At 60.5% G+C, this 15,550-nt stretch carries 15 protein-coding genes; 11 read left to right on the plus strand and 4 right to left on the minus strand.

The window, feature by feature from the left end:
• The first annotated feature begins 33 nt into the window (after positions 1-33).
• The 6 genes from GSVR_RS05200 to GSVR_RS05220 all read left to right on the plus strand — a co-directional run bounded on the left by GSVR_RS05200 (position 34) and on the right by GSVR_RS05220 (position 5,903).
• Positions 34-1,245: an MFS transporter gene (locus GSVR_RS05200; RefSeq protein ID WP_239077461.1), complete on the plus strand. Its 1,212-nt coding sequence runs from the start codon at positions 34-36 to the stop codon at positions 1,243-1,245.
• Between the two features lie 296 nt (positions 1,246-1,541).
• Complete coding sequence (locus tag GSVR_RS22240) at positions 1,542-3,332, plus strand: transporter substrate-binding domain-containing protein (RefSeq protein ID WP_173201480.1); 1,791 nt, start codon at positions 1,542-1,544, stop codon at positions 3,330-3,332.
• A 14-nt stretch (positions 3,333-3,346) separates the two neighbouring features.
• A complete protein-coding gene (locus tag GSVR_RS05210; RefSeq protein ID WP_173201478.1) occupies positions 3,347-4,765 on the plus strand; it encodes a sigma-54 dependent transcriptional regulator in 1,419 nt (472 codons plus the stop codon).
• 229 nt (positions 4,766-4,994) lie between these two features.
• Positions 4,995-5,240: a type II toxin-antitoxin system Phd/YefM family antitoxin gene (locus GSVR_RS05215; protein ID WP_173201476.1), complete on the plus strand. Its 246-nt coding sequence runs from the start codon at positions 4,995-4,997 to the stop codon at positions 5,238-5,240.
• A 98-nt stretch (positions 5,241-5,338) separates the two neighbouring features.
• Positions 5,339-5,716 (plus strand): hypothetical protein, encoded by a 378-nt coding sequence (locus GSVR_RS21995; protein ID WP_239077462.1) that lies wholly within the window; start codon positions 5,339-5,341, stop codon positions 5,714-5,716.
• Complete coding sequence (locus GSVR_RS05220) at positions 5,646-5,903, plus strand: type II toxin-antitoxin system RelE/ParE family toxin (protein WP_239077534.1); 258 nt, start codon at positions 5,646-5,648, stop codon at positions 5,901-5,903. Before GSVR_RS21995 ends, GSVR_RS05220 begins: the two co-directional genes overlap by 71 nt.
• Before the next feature lie 141 nt (positions 5,904-6,044).
• On the opposite strand, the gene GSVR_RS05225 is transcribed toward GSVR_RS05220, so the two are convergent.
• The 4 genes from GSVR_RS05225 to GSVR_RS05240 form a co-directional block, all read right to left on the minus strand.
• Positions 6,045-6,716: an ABC transporter ATP-binding protein gene (locus tag GSVR_RS05225; protein WP_173201474.1), complete on the minus strand. Its 672-nt coding sequence runs from the start codon at positions 6,714-6,716 to the stop codon at positions 6,045-6,047.
• Positions 6,709-7,872: an ABC transporter permease gene (locus tag GSVR_RS05230; protein WP_173201472.1), complete on the minus strand. Its 1,164-nt coding sequence runs from the start codon at positions 7,870-7,872 to the stop codon at positions 6,709-6,711. Before GSVR_RS05230 ends, GSVR_RS05225 begins: the two co-directional genes overlap by 8 nt.
• On the minus strand, positions 7,873-8,259 hold the full coding sequence (locus GSVR_RS05235) for a hypothetical protein (RefSeq protein WP_173201470.1): 387 nt from the start codon (positions 8,257-8,259) through the stop codon (positions 7,873-7,875).
• Between the two features lie 219 nt (positions 8,260-8,478).
• Positions 8,479-8,811 carry a hypothetical protein gene (locus GSVR_RS05240; protein WP_173201468.1) on the minus strand — a complete coding sequence of 111 codons (333 nt, stop codon included), beginning with the start codon at positions 8,809-8,811 and terminating at the stop codon, positions 8,479-8,481.
• Between the two features lie 175 nt (positions 8,812-8,986).
• Here GSVR_RS05240 and GSVR_RS05245 point away from each other — a divergent pair, with 175 nt between their 5' ends.
• The 5 genes from GSVR_RS05245 (at position 8,987) to GSVR_RS05265 (ending at position 15,356) form a co-directional block, all read left to right on the plus strand.
• Positions 8,987-9,316 carry a hypothetical protein gene (locus tag GSVR_RS05245; RefSeq protein WP_173201466.1) on the plus strand — a complete coding sequence of 110 codons (330 nt, stop codon included), beginning with the start codon at positions 8,987-8,989 and terminating at the stop codon, positions 9,314-9,316.
• A 385-nt stretch (positions 9,317-9,701) separates the two neighbouring features.
• Positions 9,702-12,659 (plus strand): NAD-glutamate dehydrogenase domain-containing protein, encoded by a 2,958-nt coding sequence (locus GSVR_RS05250; protein WP_239077535.1) that lies wholly within the window; start codon positions 9,702-9,704, stop codon positions 12,657-12,659.
• Between the two features lie 145 nt (positions 12,660-12,804).
• Positions 12,805-13,539, plus strand: a complete 735-nt coding sequence (locus tag GSVR_RS05255; RefSeq protein WP_173201462.1) for an amino acid ABC transporter ATP-binding protein — start codon at positions 12,805-12,807, stop codon at positions 13,537-13,539.
• A 169-nt stretch (positions 13,540-13,708) separates the two neighbouring features.
• Positions 13,709-14,524 (plus strand): ABC transporter substrate-binding protein, encoded by an 816-nt coding sequence (locus GSVR_RS05260; protein WP_173201459.1) that lies wholly within the window; start codon positions 13,709-13,711, stop codon positions 14,522-14,524.
• A gap of 127 nt (positions 14,525-14,651) precedes the next feature.
• Complete coding sequence (locus GSVR_RS05265; RefSeq protein WP_173201457.1) at positions 14,652-15,356, plus strand: amino acid ABC transporter permease; 705 nt, start codon at positions 14,652-14,654, stop codon at positions 15,354-15,356.
• Positions 15,357-15,550: the final 194 nt, after the last annotated feature.

Below are 15,550 nucleotides of genomic sequence, written 5' to 3' on the forward strand. Positions count from 1 at the left end.
TTCGCGACGGCAGTCCCCCTTAGCGATTCTCCCGTGATATTGCCATCTCCCACTCAACGCCGCTCCTTGCGCCTGTTCCTCTGCGCCCGCGGCGCCGCCACCATCGCCTACCAGATGGCCGGCGTGGCTGTGGGGTGGCAGGTGTACGACCTGACCAAGCGCCCCTTTGACCTGGGATTGGTAGGGCTGGTGCAGTTCATCCCCTCCCTGTTGCTGGTGCTGTACGTCGGGCATGCGGCCGACCGCTACGACCGGCGGCGGATCGTGTCGCTGGCGCAGTTGGCAGAGGCGGCCGCACTGGTGGGGCTGCTGCTGGCAACCCTGGTATTCGGTGTGAGCCGGGACACGATCCTGCTGTTCGTGTTTGCCCTCGGCATTGGCCGGGCCTTTGACTATTCCACCATGCAGACCCTGGTGCCGTCGCTGGTCGAACCCGAGGCTCTGCCCCGGGCCATGGCGGCCAGCGCCTCGGTCAAGCAGGCCGCCACCATTGCCGGGCCGCTCCTGGGAGGTCTGCTCTATCTGGCAGGCCCGGCGGCGGTCTACGGCACCAGTTGCCTGATGTTTCTGTTTTCGGCCGGCGCCCTGAGTTTCATCCGCATCAGGCAAACCATGGCAGTTCGCCAACCCGCCAGCCTGGCCACCCTGCTGGCCGGCATTACCTTCATCCGCGAAAATCCGGTAGTGCTGGGAGCCATCTCGCTGGACCTGTTCGCCGTGCTGCTCGGTGGCGCCACGGCGCTGCTGCCGATCTACGCCCGCGACATCCTCCTGGCCGGGCCGCAGGTGCTGGGGCTTCTGCGCGCTGCGCCGGCCCTGGGCGCATTGGCTGCCTCGCTCTATCTGGCCCGCCACCCCCTGGACGCGCGGGTCGGCCGGATCATGTTCGCGGCCGTGGCCTGCTTCGGCCTGATGACGGTCCTGTTCGCCCTGTCGCGTTCGGTGCCGCTGTCGTTTGCCGCGTTGTCCGTAATGGGGGCGGCCGACATGATCAGCGTGGTGATCCGCGCCTCGCTGGTGCAGCTGGAAACACCGGACGAGATGCGCGGCCGGGTCAGCGCCGTCAATGCCGTCTTCATCGGCACCTCCAACGAGCTGGGCGAGTTCGAGTCCGGCTTGACTGCGGCCTGGTTCGGAGCGGTGCCGGCCGCCATGCTGGGGGGCATCGGCACGCTGGTGGTGGTGCTGCTCTGGATGCGCCTCTTTCCGCAACTGCTCCAGCGCGAGCGGCTTCAGACCGGCTGAAGGCCGTTTCCCCGATCCGTTACCCTCTTGCAGGTCTCTTCCGATTAATGCTATTGATTTAAATGGAGTTTCGACACCGGTTCTCCGGCCGCACAGCCTGAACCCCTGGCCCTCCGCGCCTGCGCTGCAAGGCGTCTTCTGTATGGCAGGCTGCCTTGCAGCGGAGGACCGCCTGATAAAGCAGTCCCTGACGCAGAGCGGCAATGTGGCGCCGGTTCTTTCAGACACTTCCGACGTTCCGGCGCCATGGATGCAAAATCGCTGACAGAGCGGGCATTGCGCCCGATAGAGAAACCATGTACCTCGCCTTACCGACACAGACCGCACCCCCGATAGCTTCCCCATCCCCGGCCGGCCGTTTTAATACGCTCGTTCCACTGTGCCTCTTCATCCTGACGGCGCTGCTGCTAGTATGCTGGCTGTCCGCCGCGCCGGCAGCGGCAGCGGAAGCGAGCATGACGGAATGGCCTTCCCTGACCATCGGCGGCGACAGCAACTATCCCCCCTACGAATATCTGGATGCCAACGGCAAGCCGACCGGCTTCAACGTAGAACTGACCAGGGCGATTGCCGAGGTGATGGGCATGAATGTCAAGATCCGGCTCGGCCCTTGGGGAGACATGCGCAAGGCGCTCAACAGCGGTGAGATCGACATCCTGCAGGGCATGGCCTTTGCCGAGGACCGGGTCAGGGAAGTGGATTTCTCGCCCCCCCATGCCATCGTGTTCCAGTCCATCTGGACCAGGAAAGGGGAGGAGCTCCATTCGCTCAAGGAATTGGCCGGCAAAGAGGTAATCGTCATGCGCCAGAGCGTCATGCACGATTTCCTGCTGAAGAACAACCTGAATGCCTCCTATGTGCTGGTGGATTCCCTGGCCGATGCCTTGAAGCTGCTCTCTTCGGGCAAGCACGATGCGGCCCTGGTGGCCAAGCTGCCGGGGCAGTACCTGGTCAAGGAGCTGGGACTGACCAACATCGTGCCCCAGGCCCGGCCACTCCTGGCACAGAAATACGGCTACGCCGTGAAGAAGGGCAATGCCGAGCTGCTGGACGGCTTCAGCGAAGGGCTGGCGCTGTTGAAGCGCAACGGCCAGTTCCAGGCCATCCAGCAAAAATGGCTGGGGGTGCTGGATCCGCCGCGGGTACCGTGGGAGAGGGCCATACGCTACGGCGCCATGGTGGTGGTGCCGCTGCTGCTGATCCTGGGGGGAACGGTGATCTGGTCCCGGACCCTGCAGAAACGGGTCGAAGAACGGACCGAGGAACTGGCGCGGGAGGTGGCCGAGAAAGAACGGGCCCTGGAGGAGCTGCGCCTGCACCAGGACAAACTGGTGCAGGCCGACAAGCTGGCCTCGCTGGGGACGCTCCTGTCCGGCGTGGCCCACGAGATCAACAATCCCAATGCCCTGATCCTGCTGAACATGCCGCGTTTCATCGAGGCCTTTCAGGCCGGCCGCCCGATCCTGGAAGAGTACTACCAGCGCCACGGCGATTTCATGTTCGGCTGTCTGAAGTATTCCCGCATGAGGGAGGAACTGCCCCTCATGTTCGAGGAGACCGTCAACGGCGCCCGCCAGATCAGGCGCATCGTCAACGACCTGAAGGACTTCGCCCGCCGGGACGATGCCGGCAGCGACGGCACCTTCGATCTCAACGAAGCGGTGCGGGCCGCTGCCCGCCTGGTGGACAACACCATCAGGAAGACCACCAGTCATATGTCGCTCAATTACGCCGAACGGCTGCCGCAGGTGCGGGGCAGCGCCCAGCGCATCGAACAGGTGGTGGTTAACCTGTTGCTGAATGCCTGTCAGGCGCTGGATGAGAGCGACCAGCGCATCATTGTCGGCACCGGCTGCAGCGACACCGAGGTGCTGCTGACGGTGCAGGACGAAGGGCGCGGCATCGCCCCGGAGCACCTGCCGCAGTTGCTGGACCCCTTTTTCACAACCAAACGCGAGCAGGGGGGCACCGGGCTCGGCCTGTGGGTTTCGACCGGGATCGTCAGGGAGCATGGCGGCCGGCTGGAGTTCGCCCCGGCTACCCCCCGCGGTACGATCGTCACCGTGGCGCTGCCGATCGCTTCGTAATCAAGGAGACCATAGTGACTGAAACACGATACCCTGCCTTTGGCGTATTGCTGGTGGACGACGAGCCGGCCTGGCTGCGCAGCCTGGCCATGACCCTGGAGGGGCCCGGCGGCATCACCAATATCGTCACCTGCCAGGACAGCCGTCAGGTGCTGGCACTGCTCGATCAACAGGAGATCGGGGTAGTGCTGCTTGATCTGACCATGCCACACCTGTCCGGGGAGGACTTGCTGGAGCAGATCCAGGAGGTGCACCCCGAGCTGACGGTGATCGTACTGTCGGGGCTGAACCAGCTGGAGACGGCGGTGGCCTGCATGCGGCGGGGGGCCTTCGACTATCTGGTCAAGACGGTGGAGGAAGAGCGCATCCTGGACGCCGTGCGGCGGGCCGTGATGGTGCAGGAACTGCTGCACGAGAACCGCGAGATGCGCAGCCGGCTTTTGAGCGAGCGGCTGGAGCATCCCGAAGCCTTCAGCGCCATCGTTACCGGCAACCGCTCCATGCGGGCGATCTTCACCTACATCGAGGCAGTGGCCAAAGGGAGTCAGCCGCTGCTGATCACCGGCGAGAGCGGAGTGGGGAAGGAGCTGTTCGCCCGGGCGCTGCACAGTGTCAGCGGAGCTTCCGGGCCCCTGGTGGCGGTCAATGTGGCCGGGCTGGATGACAACGTCTTTGCCGATACCCTGTTCGGCCATGTGCGCGGGGCCTTCACCGGGGCGGACGAGGTGCGGCGCGGCATGATCGATCAGGCTGCCGAGGGGACGCTGTTCCTGGACGAGATCGGCGACCTGAGCCAGACGTCGCAGGTCAAGCTGCTGCGCCTGATCCAGGAGGGGGAGTACTATCCGCTGGGCAGCGACACTCCCCGCCGCTTGCGGGCCCGCATCGTGGTGGCCACCCACCGGGACCTGCCGGCCCGGCAGCGCGCCGGCCAGTTCCGCAGCGACCTGTACTACCGCCTGCGCGCCCATCACGTGCACATCCCGCCGCTGCGCGAGCGCAGGGACGACCTGCCGCTGCTGCTCGACCACTTCCTGGAGCAGGCCAGCCGTGAGTTCGGCAAAAAGCGCCCCACCTATGCCAAGGAGTTGCTGACGCTGCTCTCCAACTACGGTTTCCCCGGCAACCTGCGCGAGCTGAAGTCAATGGTCTACGACGCGGTCGGCGTCCACACCTCGCGCATGCTCTCCATGAACGCCTTCATCCACGCCATGGGGCTGCCGGATCAGGCCTCGTCCGAGGCGGAGGAGCCGCTAGCTGACATCAAAAATCCCTTCACCGCCTGCGAGGAGCTGCCCACCCTGGGGGAGGCCATCGACCTGCTGGTGACGGAGACCATGCGGCGCAGCGAGAACAACCAGACCCAGGCCGCCCGGATGCTCGGCATCTCCCAGCCGGCCTTGAGCAAGCGCTTGAAGTTGCGGGGGAAGTAGTTTCTGCATGGGGATGCGGTGAAAATAAGCCGCATAATGTTTGAAGGCCGGTCTGGCGGGTCACCCCTGACTAATACCATCCCACCCGAAAGAGTGGTTGTCATAAGATCTGTCCCGTGGCGGCTTTTTTGTTGGCGATGAGGAGTGGATGAAAACAATCGAAAGCTTGCTATGGTGGCAATTATGACCTATATTTGTCTCTAAAAATATAGCTTGATAGAGGTTGTATATGGAACGTCTCTACGCCCGTGCCTCGGTCAGCATCAGCGATCTCAAGAAGAACCCTTCCCGCGTCATTAACCAGTCCGAAGGCTCACCGGTGGCAATTCTCAACCACAACAAGCCGAGTGCCTATCTCATTCCCGCCGAGGCGTTCGAGGTGCTGATGGAGAAGCTTGAGGATTATGAAATGGGACGCTTGGTGAAAGAGCGGGAGAACGAACCGAGCGTCAAGGTTTCTCTCGATGAGCTATAGTACATGCAAGCTAAATAATAATTGACAATAAATGCAAGTGATATAAAAGTGGACATGCAGTAGCTGAAGTGAACTATGAATGGGAGCTTTGGTGGCTCATGCACCCCAAGGTAAATACACAAGATCTCTTTTTTAACAGACGACCAAAGGAGTTAGCGAAATTCCTTCCCGAGCTGAATATTTACGAAGAAAATGGAATTGGGCAAGAAGACGTTCACGAGAGAAATAGGGCAGAAAACCGTATCCAGGGGTTTTTTCCTGCCCAAGACAATGAGCGTGCTATTTGGCATGTCATTGAACAAGAGTTGACTCGCAGCAGAAACATTACCGAGTGGAGAGATTCTGGATCAGCTATCTTCACTTTTCAGCAAGACCTCCTGCAGCCTCGAATTCAAGGCATCGGCTCTGAAGGAGTGGCACAAGCTGGACGGGGGAATCAGGGCGCAGTTCAAGAAAAAGCTCGCCGAACGGCTTGATCGGCCACACGTCGAGTCCGCCCGGCTTTCCGGCATGGCGGACTGCTACAAGATCAAGTTGAAGAACGCAGGCTATCGACTGGTTTACCACGTTGATGACAATCGCATCGTGGTCATTGTCGTGGCAGTCGGCAAGCGGGAGAATTTTGCAGTATACCGGGCGGCATCGAAGCGAGTGGAGGAATAGGGGACAACGCCTTCTGACTCGCGAGACAGGAGGTGGCCTGCTTCTGGTTATTTATTTAACAAAGAGATATGAAAGCCGCTTGGAGGGGGCAGCCGAACCACGACTGCCCCCTCTTTGTTCGGAGTGCTGACGGCAGCGCGATTAAACGATCCTGCCATCCTTTACATGGATGATATTCTCCGCCGTTCTGGCAATTTCGTTATTGTGGGTCACGATCACGATGGTCTTCCCCTGTCGGTGAAGCGCCCGCAGGATTTCCATCACTTCCGCCTCCGATGCGGAGTCCAAATTCCCGGTCGGCTCGTCCATCAGCAGTATCTCCGGATCGTTGGCCAGGGCCCTGGCGATGGCGACCCGTTGCTGCTGGCCGCCGGAGAGTTGTGACGGTCTCGATCCCGCCTTGTCGGCCAGCCCCACCAGGGCCAGCAGCTCCAGCGCGCGTGCTGACTGCTGCTTTTCCGGTACCCCGGCCAGCATCATGGCGGTCTCGATGTTCTCCTGAGCCGTAAGTCCCTGCAACAGATTGAAAAACTGGAACACGAAGCCAACCTTGCCTCCCCGGAATTGGGCCAAGTCGCTGTTGTTAAGCGCGTTGATCTCCGTACCGTCGAGCCAGACCCGGCCTTTGCTGGGACGGTCCAGCCCCCCCAGCAGATGCATCAGGGTACTCTTGCCGTGGCCGGACGGCCCGATAATGCAGGTGAACGATCCCTTGGGGATCTCGAGCGTGACGCCATGGAGCGCAGAAGTGCGGATAGCTCCGGACACGTAGGTTTTGGCGGCGTTCTCGGTTCTGATGATGGCGTTATTCATAGCTGATAGCCTCCACCGGCGAAAGTCGCGCCGCCCGCCAGGCAGGGTAGAGCCCGGCGATGACGGCCACGATTGCCGAAAACAGAATTGAACCGATGATTACCTTCAGATCGATGGCGGCGCTGTGCCCGGACCCCTTGACCAGGGTTGTGAAGGCATTGTCGCTGATGTATGGCGCCACGGCCATGGAGGCGACCAGTCCGACCAGAACGCCGGCGACACCGCCGATGAACCCATAGAGCCCCGATTCCATGATAAAGGCCGTGAAGATGGTGCGCTGGTTGGCCCCCAGAGCCTGCAGGATGCCGATCTCGCGCTTCCGTTCGTAAGTGGCGGTCATCATGGTGTTGATGATGCCGAAGGCGGCTGCCAGCACCGATACCGCCGCAATCATTTGCAGGGTGATGTTGACCGACCCCACGATGGCCAGCACCGACTTGAGCATCTGCTTATCGGAGACCACCCCCAGTCCCACCGCCTCCCTGATCTGCTCGATATAGCTATCGGTCTGCGCCATATCGGCAACTTTGACGGCGGCATAGGAGACCCGGTCCACCGCCTTGAAGAGGCGCTGCGCCGTCGGCATGGTCAGAAAGATGGTGAAATCGTCCCTTCCGCCGGTCTCCTTGAGAATCCCGCGCACAGAGAGTTGTTCTCCACGCACCGTGATGATGGAGCCGGGCCGCAGCTTGAATTGTTCGGCAGCAGCAGCGCCCAGCACGGCACTGGCCTCATCGGGCGCGGTAAAGTACAGCCCTTCCTCGATCTTCCACCCCTTGAGCTTGTGCGTCTCCTCCGGCAGGACGCCATTGATGGAAACAGGCTTGTTGTTGATGGCCGTCTTTTGCGCCAGGAAGGGAATCACGGTCAGCCCCTTGATGGCGGAGATCTTCCCGATTTCCTCCATCGTGATGGTGGTGGGCATCTGGTCGCCGGTCAGGACGGACAGTTGCTCGTAACCACACGATCCCTTGGGAATGACCACCAGATTCGCCCCCAGGGACGATGTCTCGCGGTAAATCTCCTTTTTGAGGTTTCCCCCCATGGAGAAGAACGTGACAAACGAGGCAATGCCGATGGTGATGCCGAGCAGGGTGAACACGCATCTGCCGCGCCGGCGTGAGATATTGCTGAGCACGAGTTTGGTAAGAGTCATCTAGCCTCCGATCTTGTGGTTGCGGACCACCTTCACATTCTGGGCCGCAAACACCAAGCCGTCGGGGAGCGTGACGAAACTGCCGGTCACCTTCACCTCGTCACCGAGTACCGGCTGTGTTCCCTGATACTTGACCGGGATGAAGAGCTTGTTGCAACCGGGGGTCTTGCACTGAAGTTCCTTGACATCCATGATGCCGAAAATGGAGGGGTCCTGCTGGGACAGGCCCCCCATGATCCCGGTAATGGTGATCGTACCGGTGAACGACAGGGGATCGCCTCCCACGTCCCGCACATTGAGAGCTTTGGCATCTCCCATGCGCACGGCGATAAAGACGATGGCGGCAACAAATGCCACGGATACGGCTATGATGACGGGTTTTTTCATGGATCGAATCTCCTTTTGGTGAATTGCCGAAAACGATGGAACGCAGGTACCCGGGAACGGGAAAGCCCGCGAGGCCCTGAACGCGCCTATTCACGCGGCCATACGAGCGAATGTCCGTGACGTTGATCCTGCGGAGAGGAAACCGGCAGGCGACGGTCATGCCCGGTTGCCGCGTAGTACGGTTCCGGTGTTACGGTAATGGAATGATTCAGGGGTGTGTCAGCGGGTTTCGGGAGGGTATTCGATCGAGGCGATGTACTCGCGGGGGTGGTAATGCTGCAGAGAATCGGGATGGGGGATATCCGGAGCAAACGGTGCGGCAATGGCCGGAGTACCGGCAGCGACAATGGCGTTCTGACACGCTATGCAGCCGCACTCCGGTGTAGAGCAAGGGCTGGGGGTTTCGGCATCATCCTTCTTTTCACTATCGCAGCACATGTCGGCGCTGTCGTGGCTGATCAGGGCTGACGCGGTCGATGCGATCCCGCTCACGGCCAGCAGCATTGTCATGAGAATCATGAACGGGATTATGCGGATGCGGGATCTGACCATGAACGCCATGCTAGTAAAATGGCGGCAAGTATGTCAAGGATAAAGCCGGCTGATACGGCGCCGCGGCGTGCCGTGGCCTCGGTTTCCGTTCTCCCACGGGTGCGCCAGGAAACAATGAAGGTCCCGGCAAGGTCGCACCCAATACGAAAAAATCCGCATCACTCACGGAGGTCACATGTCGGCTAGTGCCTGGTTGTTTTTCATCGCGGCGGCAACGCTGGAGGTTGGCGGAGACGCGATCATCCGCAAGGGATTGAGAGGGGGCGCTCTGACCCAGATTGTTGCGGGATTCGTGATGCTGGGCTGCTACGGCTTGGCAGTCAACCTGGTTCGGTGGGATTTTTCCCGTCTGCTGGGGGTGTATGTGGCGGTGTTCGCCACCATTGGCGTGCTGTGCGGGCGCTTCGTGTTCCGGGAAAGCATACCGGGTTCCACCTGGCTGGGCCTGGCGGTCGTGATCCTGGGAGGATTGATCATCCAGTTCGGACAAGGGTTCAGGTCATAGGGTCACTGTCAGTACCTGCGACTGTTTTTGATTTCAGGGCGGGACTCTTCGTTTGTTCATATGTTTTAGGCCCTGAACAGGCATAACCATGGTTATTGCGATAACAATGGTTATGATTGTCGAAAGCGACCGTTTTCTCTAATGAAAGCTCCATTCTCACTGTTTCCCGTTTACCTGCAGGCTATACCACTTCCGTACACCATGTCGCCTCGATAAAACATCGTTAAGCCCCGCCGTTACGCGATTGTCACAAATATCTGCGTTCTTGGTACCACTCTTGCTGATACACTATTATGGTTCCTTAATACGGTTTAAGCTGGTTGTGGCGAATACCCGGGGAAAGGTGACGGCAATGAATCTGACGGATGTACGCATCAAGGAGATCATGGCGTTGAGCGGCGAGAGCTGCGGGCATGTCGAGCGGAACCGCGACTGGCTCCTGGCCAGCATGCACCCCTATTTTTTCGTTGCCATGAACGACGAGCCGGCGGCCCTGGCGACCCTGGCCCGCGAACTGGGGAGCCTGAAGCAGAACCGCCGCCTGATCCTGGCGGACCGCGAGAAAAGCACCATCCTGGCTCGCATCAACCAGCCCGGCTCGCTCTACGAGACACTGCGCACGATTCAGGAGCAGGAGATCTCCTACGCCATGATCGCCCATTCCGAGGCACCGGTGCCCGGCATGGAGCAGGAACTGGAGATCCAGCGCTTCGAGTTCGACCGCAAGAGCAACCGGCAGATCAACGACGCCGGCACGGTGAGCATTCCGGCCGGTATCCGCAGCCGGATCGTGGCGGCCCTGAAAGAAAGCTACCCCGGCTTCGAGCTGCGGGAGCTGGACCGGCTGCTGCGCATCATCTGGCTCAACAACGAGAACTATGTCCGCATCTCGCCCCCCCGGCGGGTGGCCCAACTGCTCTGGCTGTACCATCAGGGCAACGCCAACGGCGGGCTCTACCTGGATGTGGAGGAGCTCGACAGTGAGGCGGGGCAGGGGGAGTCACGGGTGCTGTTCGCTGTGGCCAACCCTCCCCAGCAGGACTTCCTGCTGCAGGTGATGGAGGTCTTCAACCGCCTGGACCTTGGAGTTCGACGGGCCTACTGCCTGACCGTCTCCAACGGTGTTCACCCCTACTTCCTGGGCACCTTCTACGTCAAGAGACGCGATCAGGCCGCGCTGCTGAAGGGCTCGGAGCTGTTCTGCCGTCTGCAGCAGGAGCTGTACAACACCCAGGTGCTGTCGACCTGGTCCACCACCTACCGCGAATTCGTCACCACCCGCGTCATGAGCGGCGAGGATGCCTCGCTGATCAACGCCATGATGGCCTTCTGCCACACCAACCTGGCCCACAATCACCCCGACCGTTTCAGTCGCGAGGAGGTGGTGAACGCCTTTTATCTGCATCCGGAGATCGCCCTTGAACTGGTGCGGCTGTTCCGGGTCAGGTTCCAGCCGGGGCCGGAGGAGCGCGAAGCGCTCTACGGCGATGTTCTGGCAACCACCACCCGGGCGGTGGAGGAGTACAACACCGGCCACCGCTACCTGGACGAGATCCGCCGTTCGATTTACCGCTGCGCGCTGCTCTTCATCCGCCATACCCTGAAAACCAACTTCTTCGTACCGGCCAAGCAGGCCCTGGCCTTTCGGCTCGACCCGGCCTACCTGACCGAACTGGGCACGGAATTCACGGCCGATCTGCCCCCTGCGCTCCCCTTCCGGGTGACCTTCTTCTTCGGCCGCTTCGGCTGCGGCTATCACGTGGGCTTCTCCGACATCGCCCGGGGGGGCTGGCGCACCATCATCGCCCGCAGCCGCGACGACTACACCACCAGCGCCAACACGCTCTTCCGCGAAGTCTATGTCCTGGCCAACACCCAGCACCTCAAGAACAAGGACATTTACGAGGGGGGCTCCAAGATGGTGGTGGTGCTGGATGCCTCAGACCTGAAGGAGCGGGAGCGCGACCTGGAGACCTGGCGGTTGTACAAGCTGCAGTACGGCTTTGCCAACGCTTTTCTGGACCTGTTCGTCACCAGCGACGGCGTGGCCAGCGATCCGAACGTGGTGGACTACTACCGCGAGGACGAGCCGATCGAGATCGGCCCGGACGAGAACATGCACGACAGCATGGTGGAGACCATTGCCCGGCTGTCGGTCAAGCGCGGCTACCTGCTGGGAATCGGCATCATCTCCAGCAAGCGGGTCGGCATCAACCACAAGGAGTACGGCGTCACCTCGGCGGGGGTGACGGCCTTTGCCGAGATCACCATGCAGGCCCAGGGGATCGACATCCGCCGCGACCCGTTCTCGGTCAAGTTTACCGGCGGCCCCAACGGCGACGTGGCCGGCAATGGCATGCGCCTGCTTTTGGAACGCTGTCCGCAGGTCAGATTCAGTCTGATCGTGGACGGTACGGCGGCCCTGGTTGATCCGACCGGAGCCGACCATGACGAACTGCGCCGGATCGTACTGAAAAACGATCTGGACGCTTTTGATCCCAAGCGCCTGAACCCGGGCGGCTTCATGCTTCTCCGCAGCGGCCGCCGCATGGAAGGGCTGCGGGAACTGTACCGCCGGGTGGAGCGTACCGCCGACGGACTCAAAGAGGAATGGATCTCCCTGGACGAATTCTCGCGCCAGTATGGCGAACTCGTCTTCACGGTGCCGGCCGATCTGTTTATCCCTGCCGGCGGGCGGCCGGAAACCATTGACCGCGATAACTGGCAGCAGTTCTTCCTGCCCGACGGCCGCCCCTCGTCGGCGGTGATCGTGGAGGGGGCCAACTCCTTCATCACCCCCGAGGCGCGCTGCGAGCTCCAGCGCCGGGGAGTGGTGATCATGCGCGACGCCTCGGCCAACAAGTGCGGCGTGATCTCCTCCTCCTACGAGATCATCGCCAACCTGCTGCTGACGGAGCGGGAGTTCCTGGACCACAAGGAGCGCTATGTGGCCGACGTGCTCGAAATCCTGGCCAAGCGGGCCGAGGACGAGGCGCGCCTGATCCTGCGCCGCCGCCGGGAGCCGGACTGCACTCTGCTGTACACCGAGATCTCCGACGCCATCAGCCAGGAGATCAACGCGCTCTACGCGCGTCTGTTCAAGTTCTTCCAGGGGCATCCCGAGCTGTGCCTGCAGCCCCTGTTCCGGCAGGCGATCCTCAACCACCTGCCGCGGCTGCTGCGCGAGACGCCGGCCTACCGCCAGCGCATCAAGCGACTGCCGGCCAAATACCTCTTCGCCATCCTGGCGGCAGAGATAGCCTCTTCGATGGTGTACCAGGGCAATCGCGAAGACGATTTCGCCGACCTGATCAAGGGGCACCTGCGCCGGAACCTGGCGTAAGGTCAGTGGATCCGCAATGAAAAATATCACCGGAGACAACGCTGTCACCGGTTAGACCCGAACGAGTGTACTGAACGCCAGCGAGGGCTTTCCGGCCGACGATTCGGGAGCAATAGCAACAACGCACCACATTAAAGGAGTAAGCATGATCAAGTTTACGGGAGTCAACAAGTGGTTCAAAAAGCTGCACGTGCTCAACAATATCGATCTGCACGTCAAGCAGGGTGAGGTGGTGGTGGTCTGCGGGCCGTCCGGCTCGGGCAAGTCGACCCTGATCCGCACCATCAACCAGCTGGAGCCGATTGAGCAGGGGAGCTTGGTGGTGGACGGCATGGACCTGTGCGACAAGAAGACCGACATCAACAAGCTCAGGGCAGAGGTCGGCTTCGTGTTCCAGCAGTTCAACCTCTATCCGCACCTTTCGACGCTGAGCAACATCACCCTGGCGCCGATGAAGATCCGCAAGATCTCCAGGAAAGAGGCCGAGGAGCAGGCCATGCAACTGCTGGAGCGGGTCGGCCTGGCCAACAAGCGCGACTCGTACCCGTCGCAGCTTTCCGGCGGCCAGCAGCAGCGCGTGGCCATTGCCCGCGCCCTGGCCATGAAGCCGCGTATCATGCTGTTCGACGAACCGACTTCGGCCCTTGATCCGGAGATGATCGGCGAGGTGCTGGCGGTCATGCAGGACCTGGCCAAGAGCGGCATGACCATGGTCTGCGTGACGCATGAAATGGGCTTTGCCCGCGAGGTGGCGGACCGGGTGGTGTTCATGGATCACGGCGTGATTCTGGAAGAGGCGCATCCGGAGGAGTTTTTCCGTAATCCGCAGCATGATCGGGCGAAGCAATTCCTGAAACAGCTGCTATCGCCCATGCATTGACAGGTCGCTGAAAAACAGCCATCTCGCCGCCGTCCTCGAAAGCCCCCTTGTGCGGCGTAGCGCTGCTACGCCTCCGCGAGGCTTTCTGCGGGTGCGACGATCTGACTATTTTTGAGCAACCTGAGTTTTGAATCAGATTACCATTACAAGACAAAAGGAGAGAAAACGCATGAAGAAACTGGCAACAATTGTAATGACCGCGCTGCTGGCGGGGGTGATGGCCAAGGCCGCTCTGGCCGGGGATACTCTGGCCGATGTGAAGAAGAAGGGTGTGCTGGTGGCTGGCGTGAAGGACTCGCTGCCCCCGTTCGGCTACATCGATGAGAAGAGCCGCCAGATCGTTGGCTATGACATCGATTTCATCAATGCCATTGCCAAGAAGCTGGGTGTCAAGGTCGAACTGAAGCCGGTCACCTCGGCCAGCCGCATGCCGCAGCTCCAGGAAGGGCACATCGATATCATTGCCGCCACCATGACCAAGAACCCTGAGCGGGCCAAGCAGATCGACTTCAGCCATACCTACTTCTTCACCGGCCAGAAGTTCATCACCAAAAAGGGCACCGTGCACAGCCTGAAAGACCTGGACGGCAAGAAGATCGGCACTGCCAAGGGTTCCACCTCGGAGCAGAACGTGAAAAAGGCCATCCCCACCGCCACCGTGCTCGCCTTTGACGACTATCCCCAGGCTTTCCTGGCCCTGCAGCAGGGTAAGGTGGCCGGCGTGACCACCGACGAGGCCATTCTGGCCGGCATTCTGGCCAAAGCCCCCAACAAGGCTCAGTTCGAGATCCCCAATGTCCAGATCTCCGACGAGCCCTACGGCCTCGGCATGCGCAAAGGCGACAAGAACTTCGTCGATTTCGTGAACAAGACCATTCTGGAAATGGAGAAATCCGGGGAAGCCAAGAAGATCTTCGAGAAGTGGTTCGGCCCCGGCACTCAGTTCCACCTCCAGCGTAACTTCAAAATCACTGCCGACAAATAAAGAAAATAAAGGCTTTTGCCACAGAGGACACAGAGAAAATCCGAACAAGTTTTTTAGAATCTCTGTGTACTCTGTGCCCTCTGTGGCCAGCCTTGACAGTCTTATTAGTTTGTAAGGAGTTTGCACAATGCTTTCTTATCAATTCGACTGGTCGATCGTCACCTCCGGCAAGTATTTCGATTGGCTCGTCTCCGGACTGGTAGTGACCCTGCAGATTTCGGCGGTTGGCATCGTTTGCTCGTTCCTGCTCGGGCTTTTGATCGCTGTTATGCGCATGAGCCATGTGCGGCCGGTGCGCTGGTTCGCCCATGCCTATCTGGAGTTTTTCCGCAATACCCCGCTGCTGGTGCAAATCTTTTTCTGGTACTTCGGCTCGTACAAGGTGCTGCCGCAGGTGGTCAACGACTGGCTGACCAGCACCAATTTCGAGTTCGCCGCAGCGGTGATCGCCCTGACCATCTACACCTCGGCCTTCATCGCCGAAGACATCCGCTCCGGCGTGCTGTCGATCCCCAAGGAGCAGTTGGAGGCGGCCAGAAGCGCCGGGTTCTCCTATCTGCGTTCCATGCAGTACATCATCCTGCCGCAGGCGGTGCGAATCACGGTACCGCCGCTGGTCAACCAGTTCCTCAACCTGGCCAAGAACTCCTCTCTTGCCATGACCATCGGAGTGGCGGAACTGACCTACCAGGCCCGGCAGGTGGAGAGCTACAGCTTCAAGGGCTTCGAGGCCTTCAGTGCCGCCACCTTGGTCTACCTGGTGCTGTCGGTTGTTATCACCGCGCTGGTGCATCAGTACAATGTGAGGGTGCTGAACCCTCACCGAGCTTAAATGGATAAATGCCGCTTTTACCCTGTTTCTGCGTAAGTCTTCGGGGTCTCTTGTGACTCGGCCGTTGGCCGCCCCCTGCGGGGCGCCTACGCGCTCCAATTCGCAAGCGAATTGTGCGGCGTCTAGTACGCACGGTCATCCTCGACAACCTTGATACAGGGCAAAATCATCATTTATTATCGTAATGGAGCATA

This window comes from Geobacter sp. SVR (assembly GCF_016865365.1).
Taxonomy (GTDB): Bacteria; Desulfobacterota; Desulfuromonadia; order Geobacterales; family Pseudopelobacteraceae; genus Pelotalea.

Coding starts and splice junctions, on each gene's coding strand:
- GSVR_RS22240 (WP_173201480.1), top strand. CDS start 1,542: ATGTACCTCGCCTTACCGACACAGACCGCACCCCCGATAGCTTCCCCA.
- GSVR_RS05215 (WP_173201476.1), top strand. CDS start 4,995: ATGGAACGTCTCTACGCCCGTGCCTCGGTCAGCATCAGCGATCTCAAG.
- GSVR_RS21995 (WP_239077462.1), top strand. CDS start 5,339: ATGCACCCCAAGGTAAATACACAAGATCTCTTTTTTAACAGACGACCA.
- GSVR_RS05225 (WP_173201474.1), bottom strand. CDS start 6,716: ATGAATAACGCCATCATCAGAACCGAGAACGCCGCCAAAACCTACGTG.
- GSVR_RS05230 (WP_173201472.1), bottom strand. CDS start 7,872: ATGACTCTTACCAAACTCGTGCTCAGCAATATCTCACGCCGGCGCGGC.
- GSVR_RS05235 (WP_173201470.1), bottom strand. CDS start 8,259: ATGAAAAAACCCGTCATCATAGCCGTATCCGTGGCATTTGTTGCCGCC.
- GSVR_RS05240 (WP_173201468.1), bottom strand. CDS start 8,811: ATGGTCAGATCCCGCATCCGCATAATCCCGTTCATGATTCTCATGACA.
- GSVR_RS05245 (WP_173201466.1), top strand. CDS start 8,987: ATGTCGGCTAGTGCCTGGTTGTTTTTCATCGCGGCGGCAACGCTGGAG.
- GSVR_RS05250 (WP_239077535.1), top strand. CDS start 9,702: ATGGCGTTGAGCGGCGAGAGCTGCGGGCATGTCGAGCGGAACCGCGAC.
- GSVR_RS05255 (WP_173201462.1), top strand. CDS start 12,805: ATGATCAAGTTTACGGGAGTCAACAAGTGGTTCAAAAAGCTGCACGTG.
- GSVR_RS05260 (WP_173201459.1), top strand. CDS start 13,709: ATGAAGAAACTGGCAACAATTGTAATGACCGCGCTGCTGGCGGGGGTG.
- GSVR_RS05265 (WP_173201457.1), top strand. CDS start 14,652: ATGCTTTCTTATCAATTCGACTGGTCGATCGTCACCTCCGGCAAGTAT.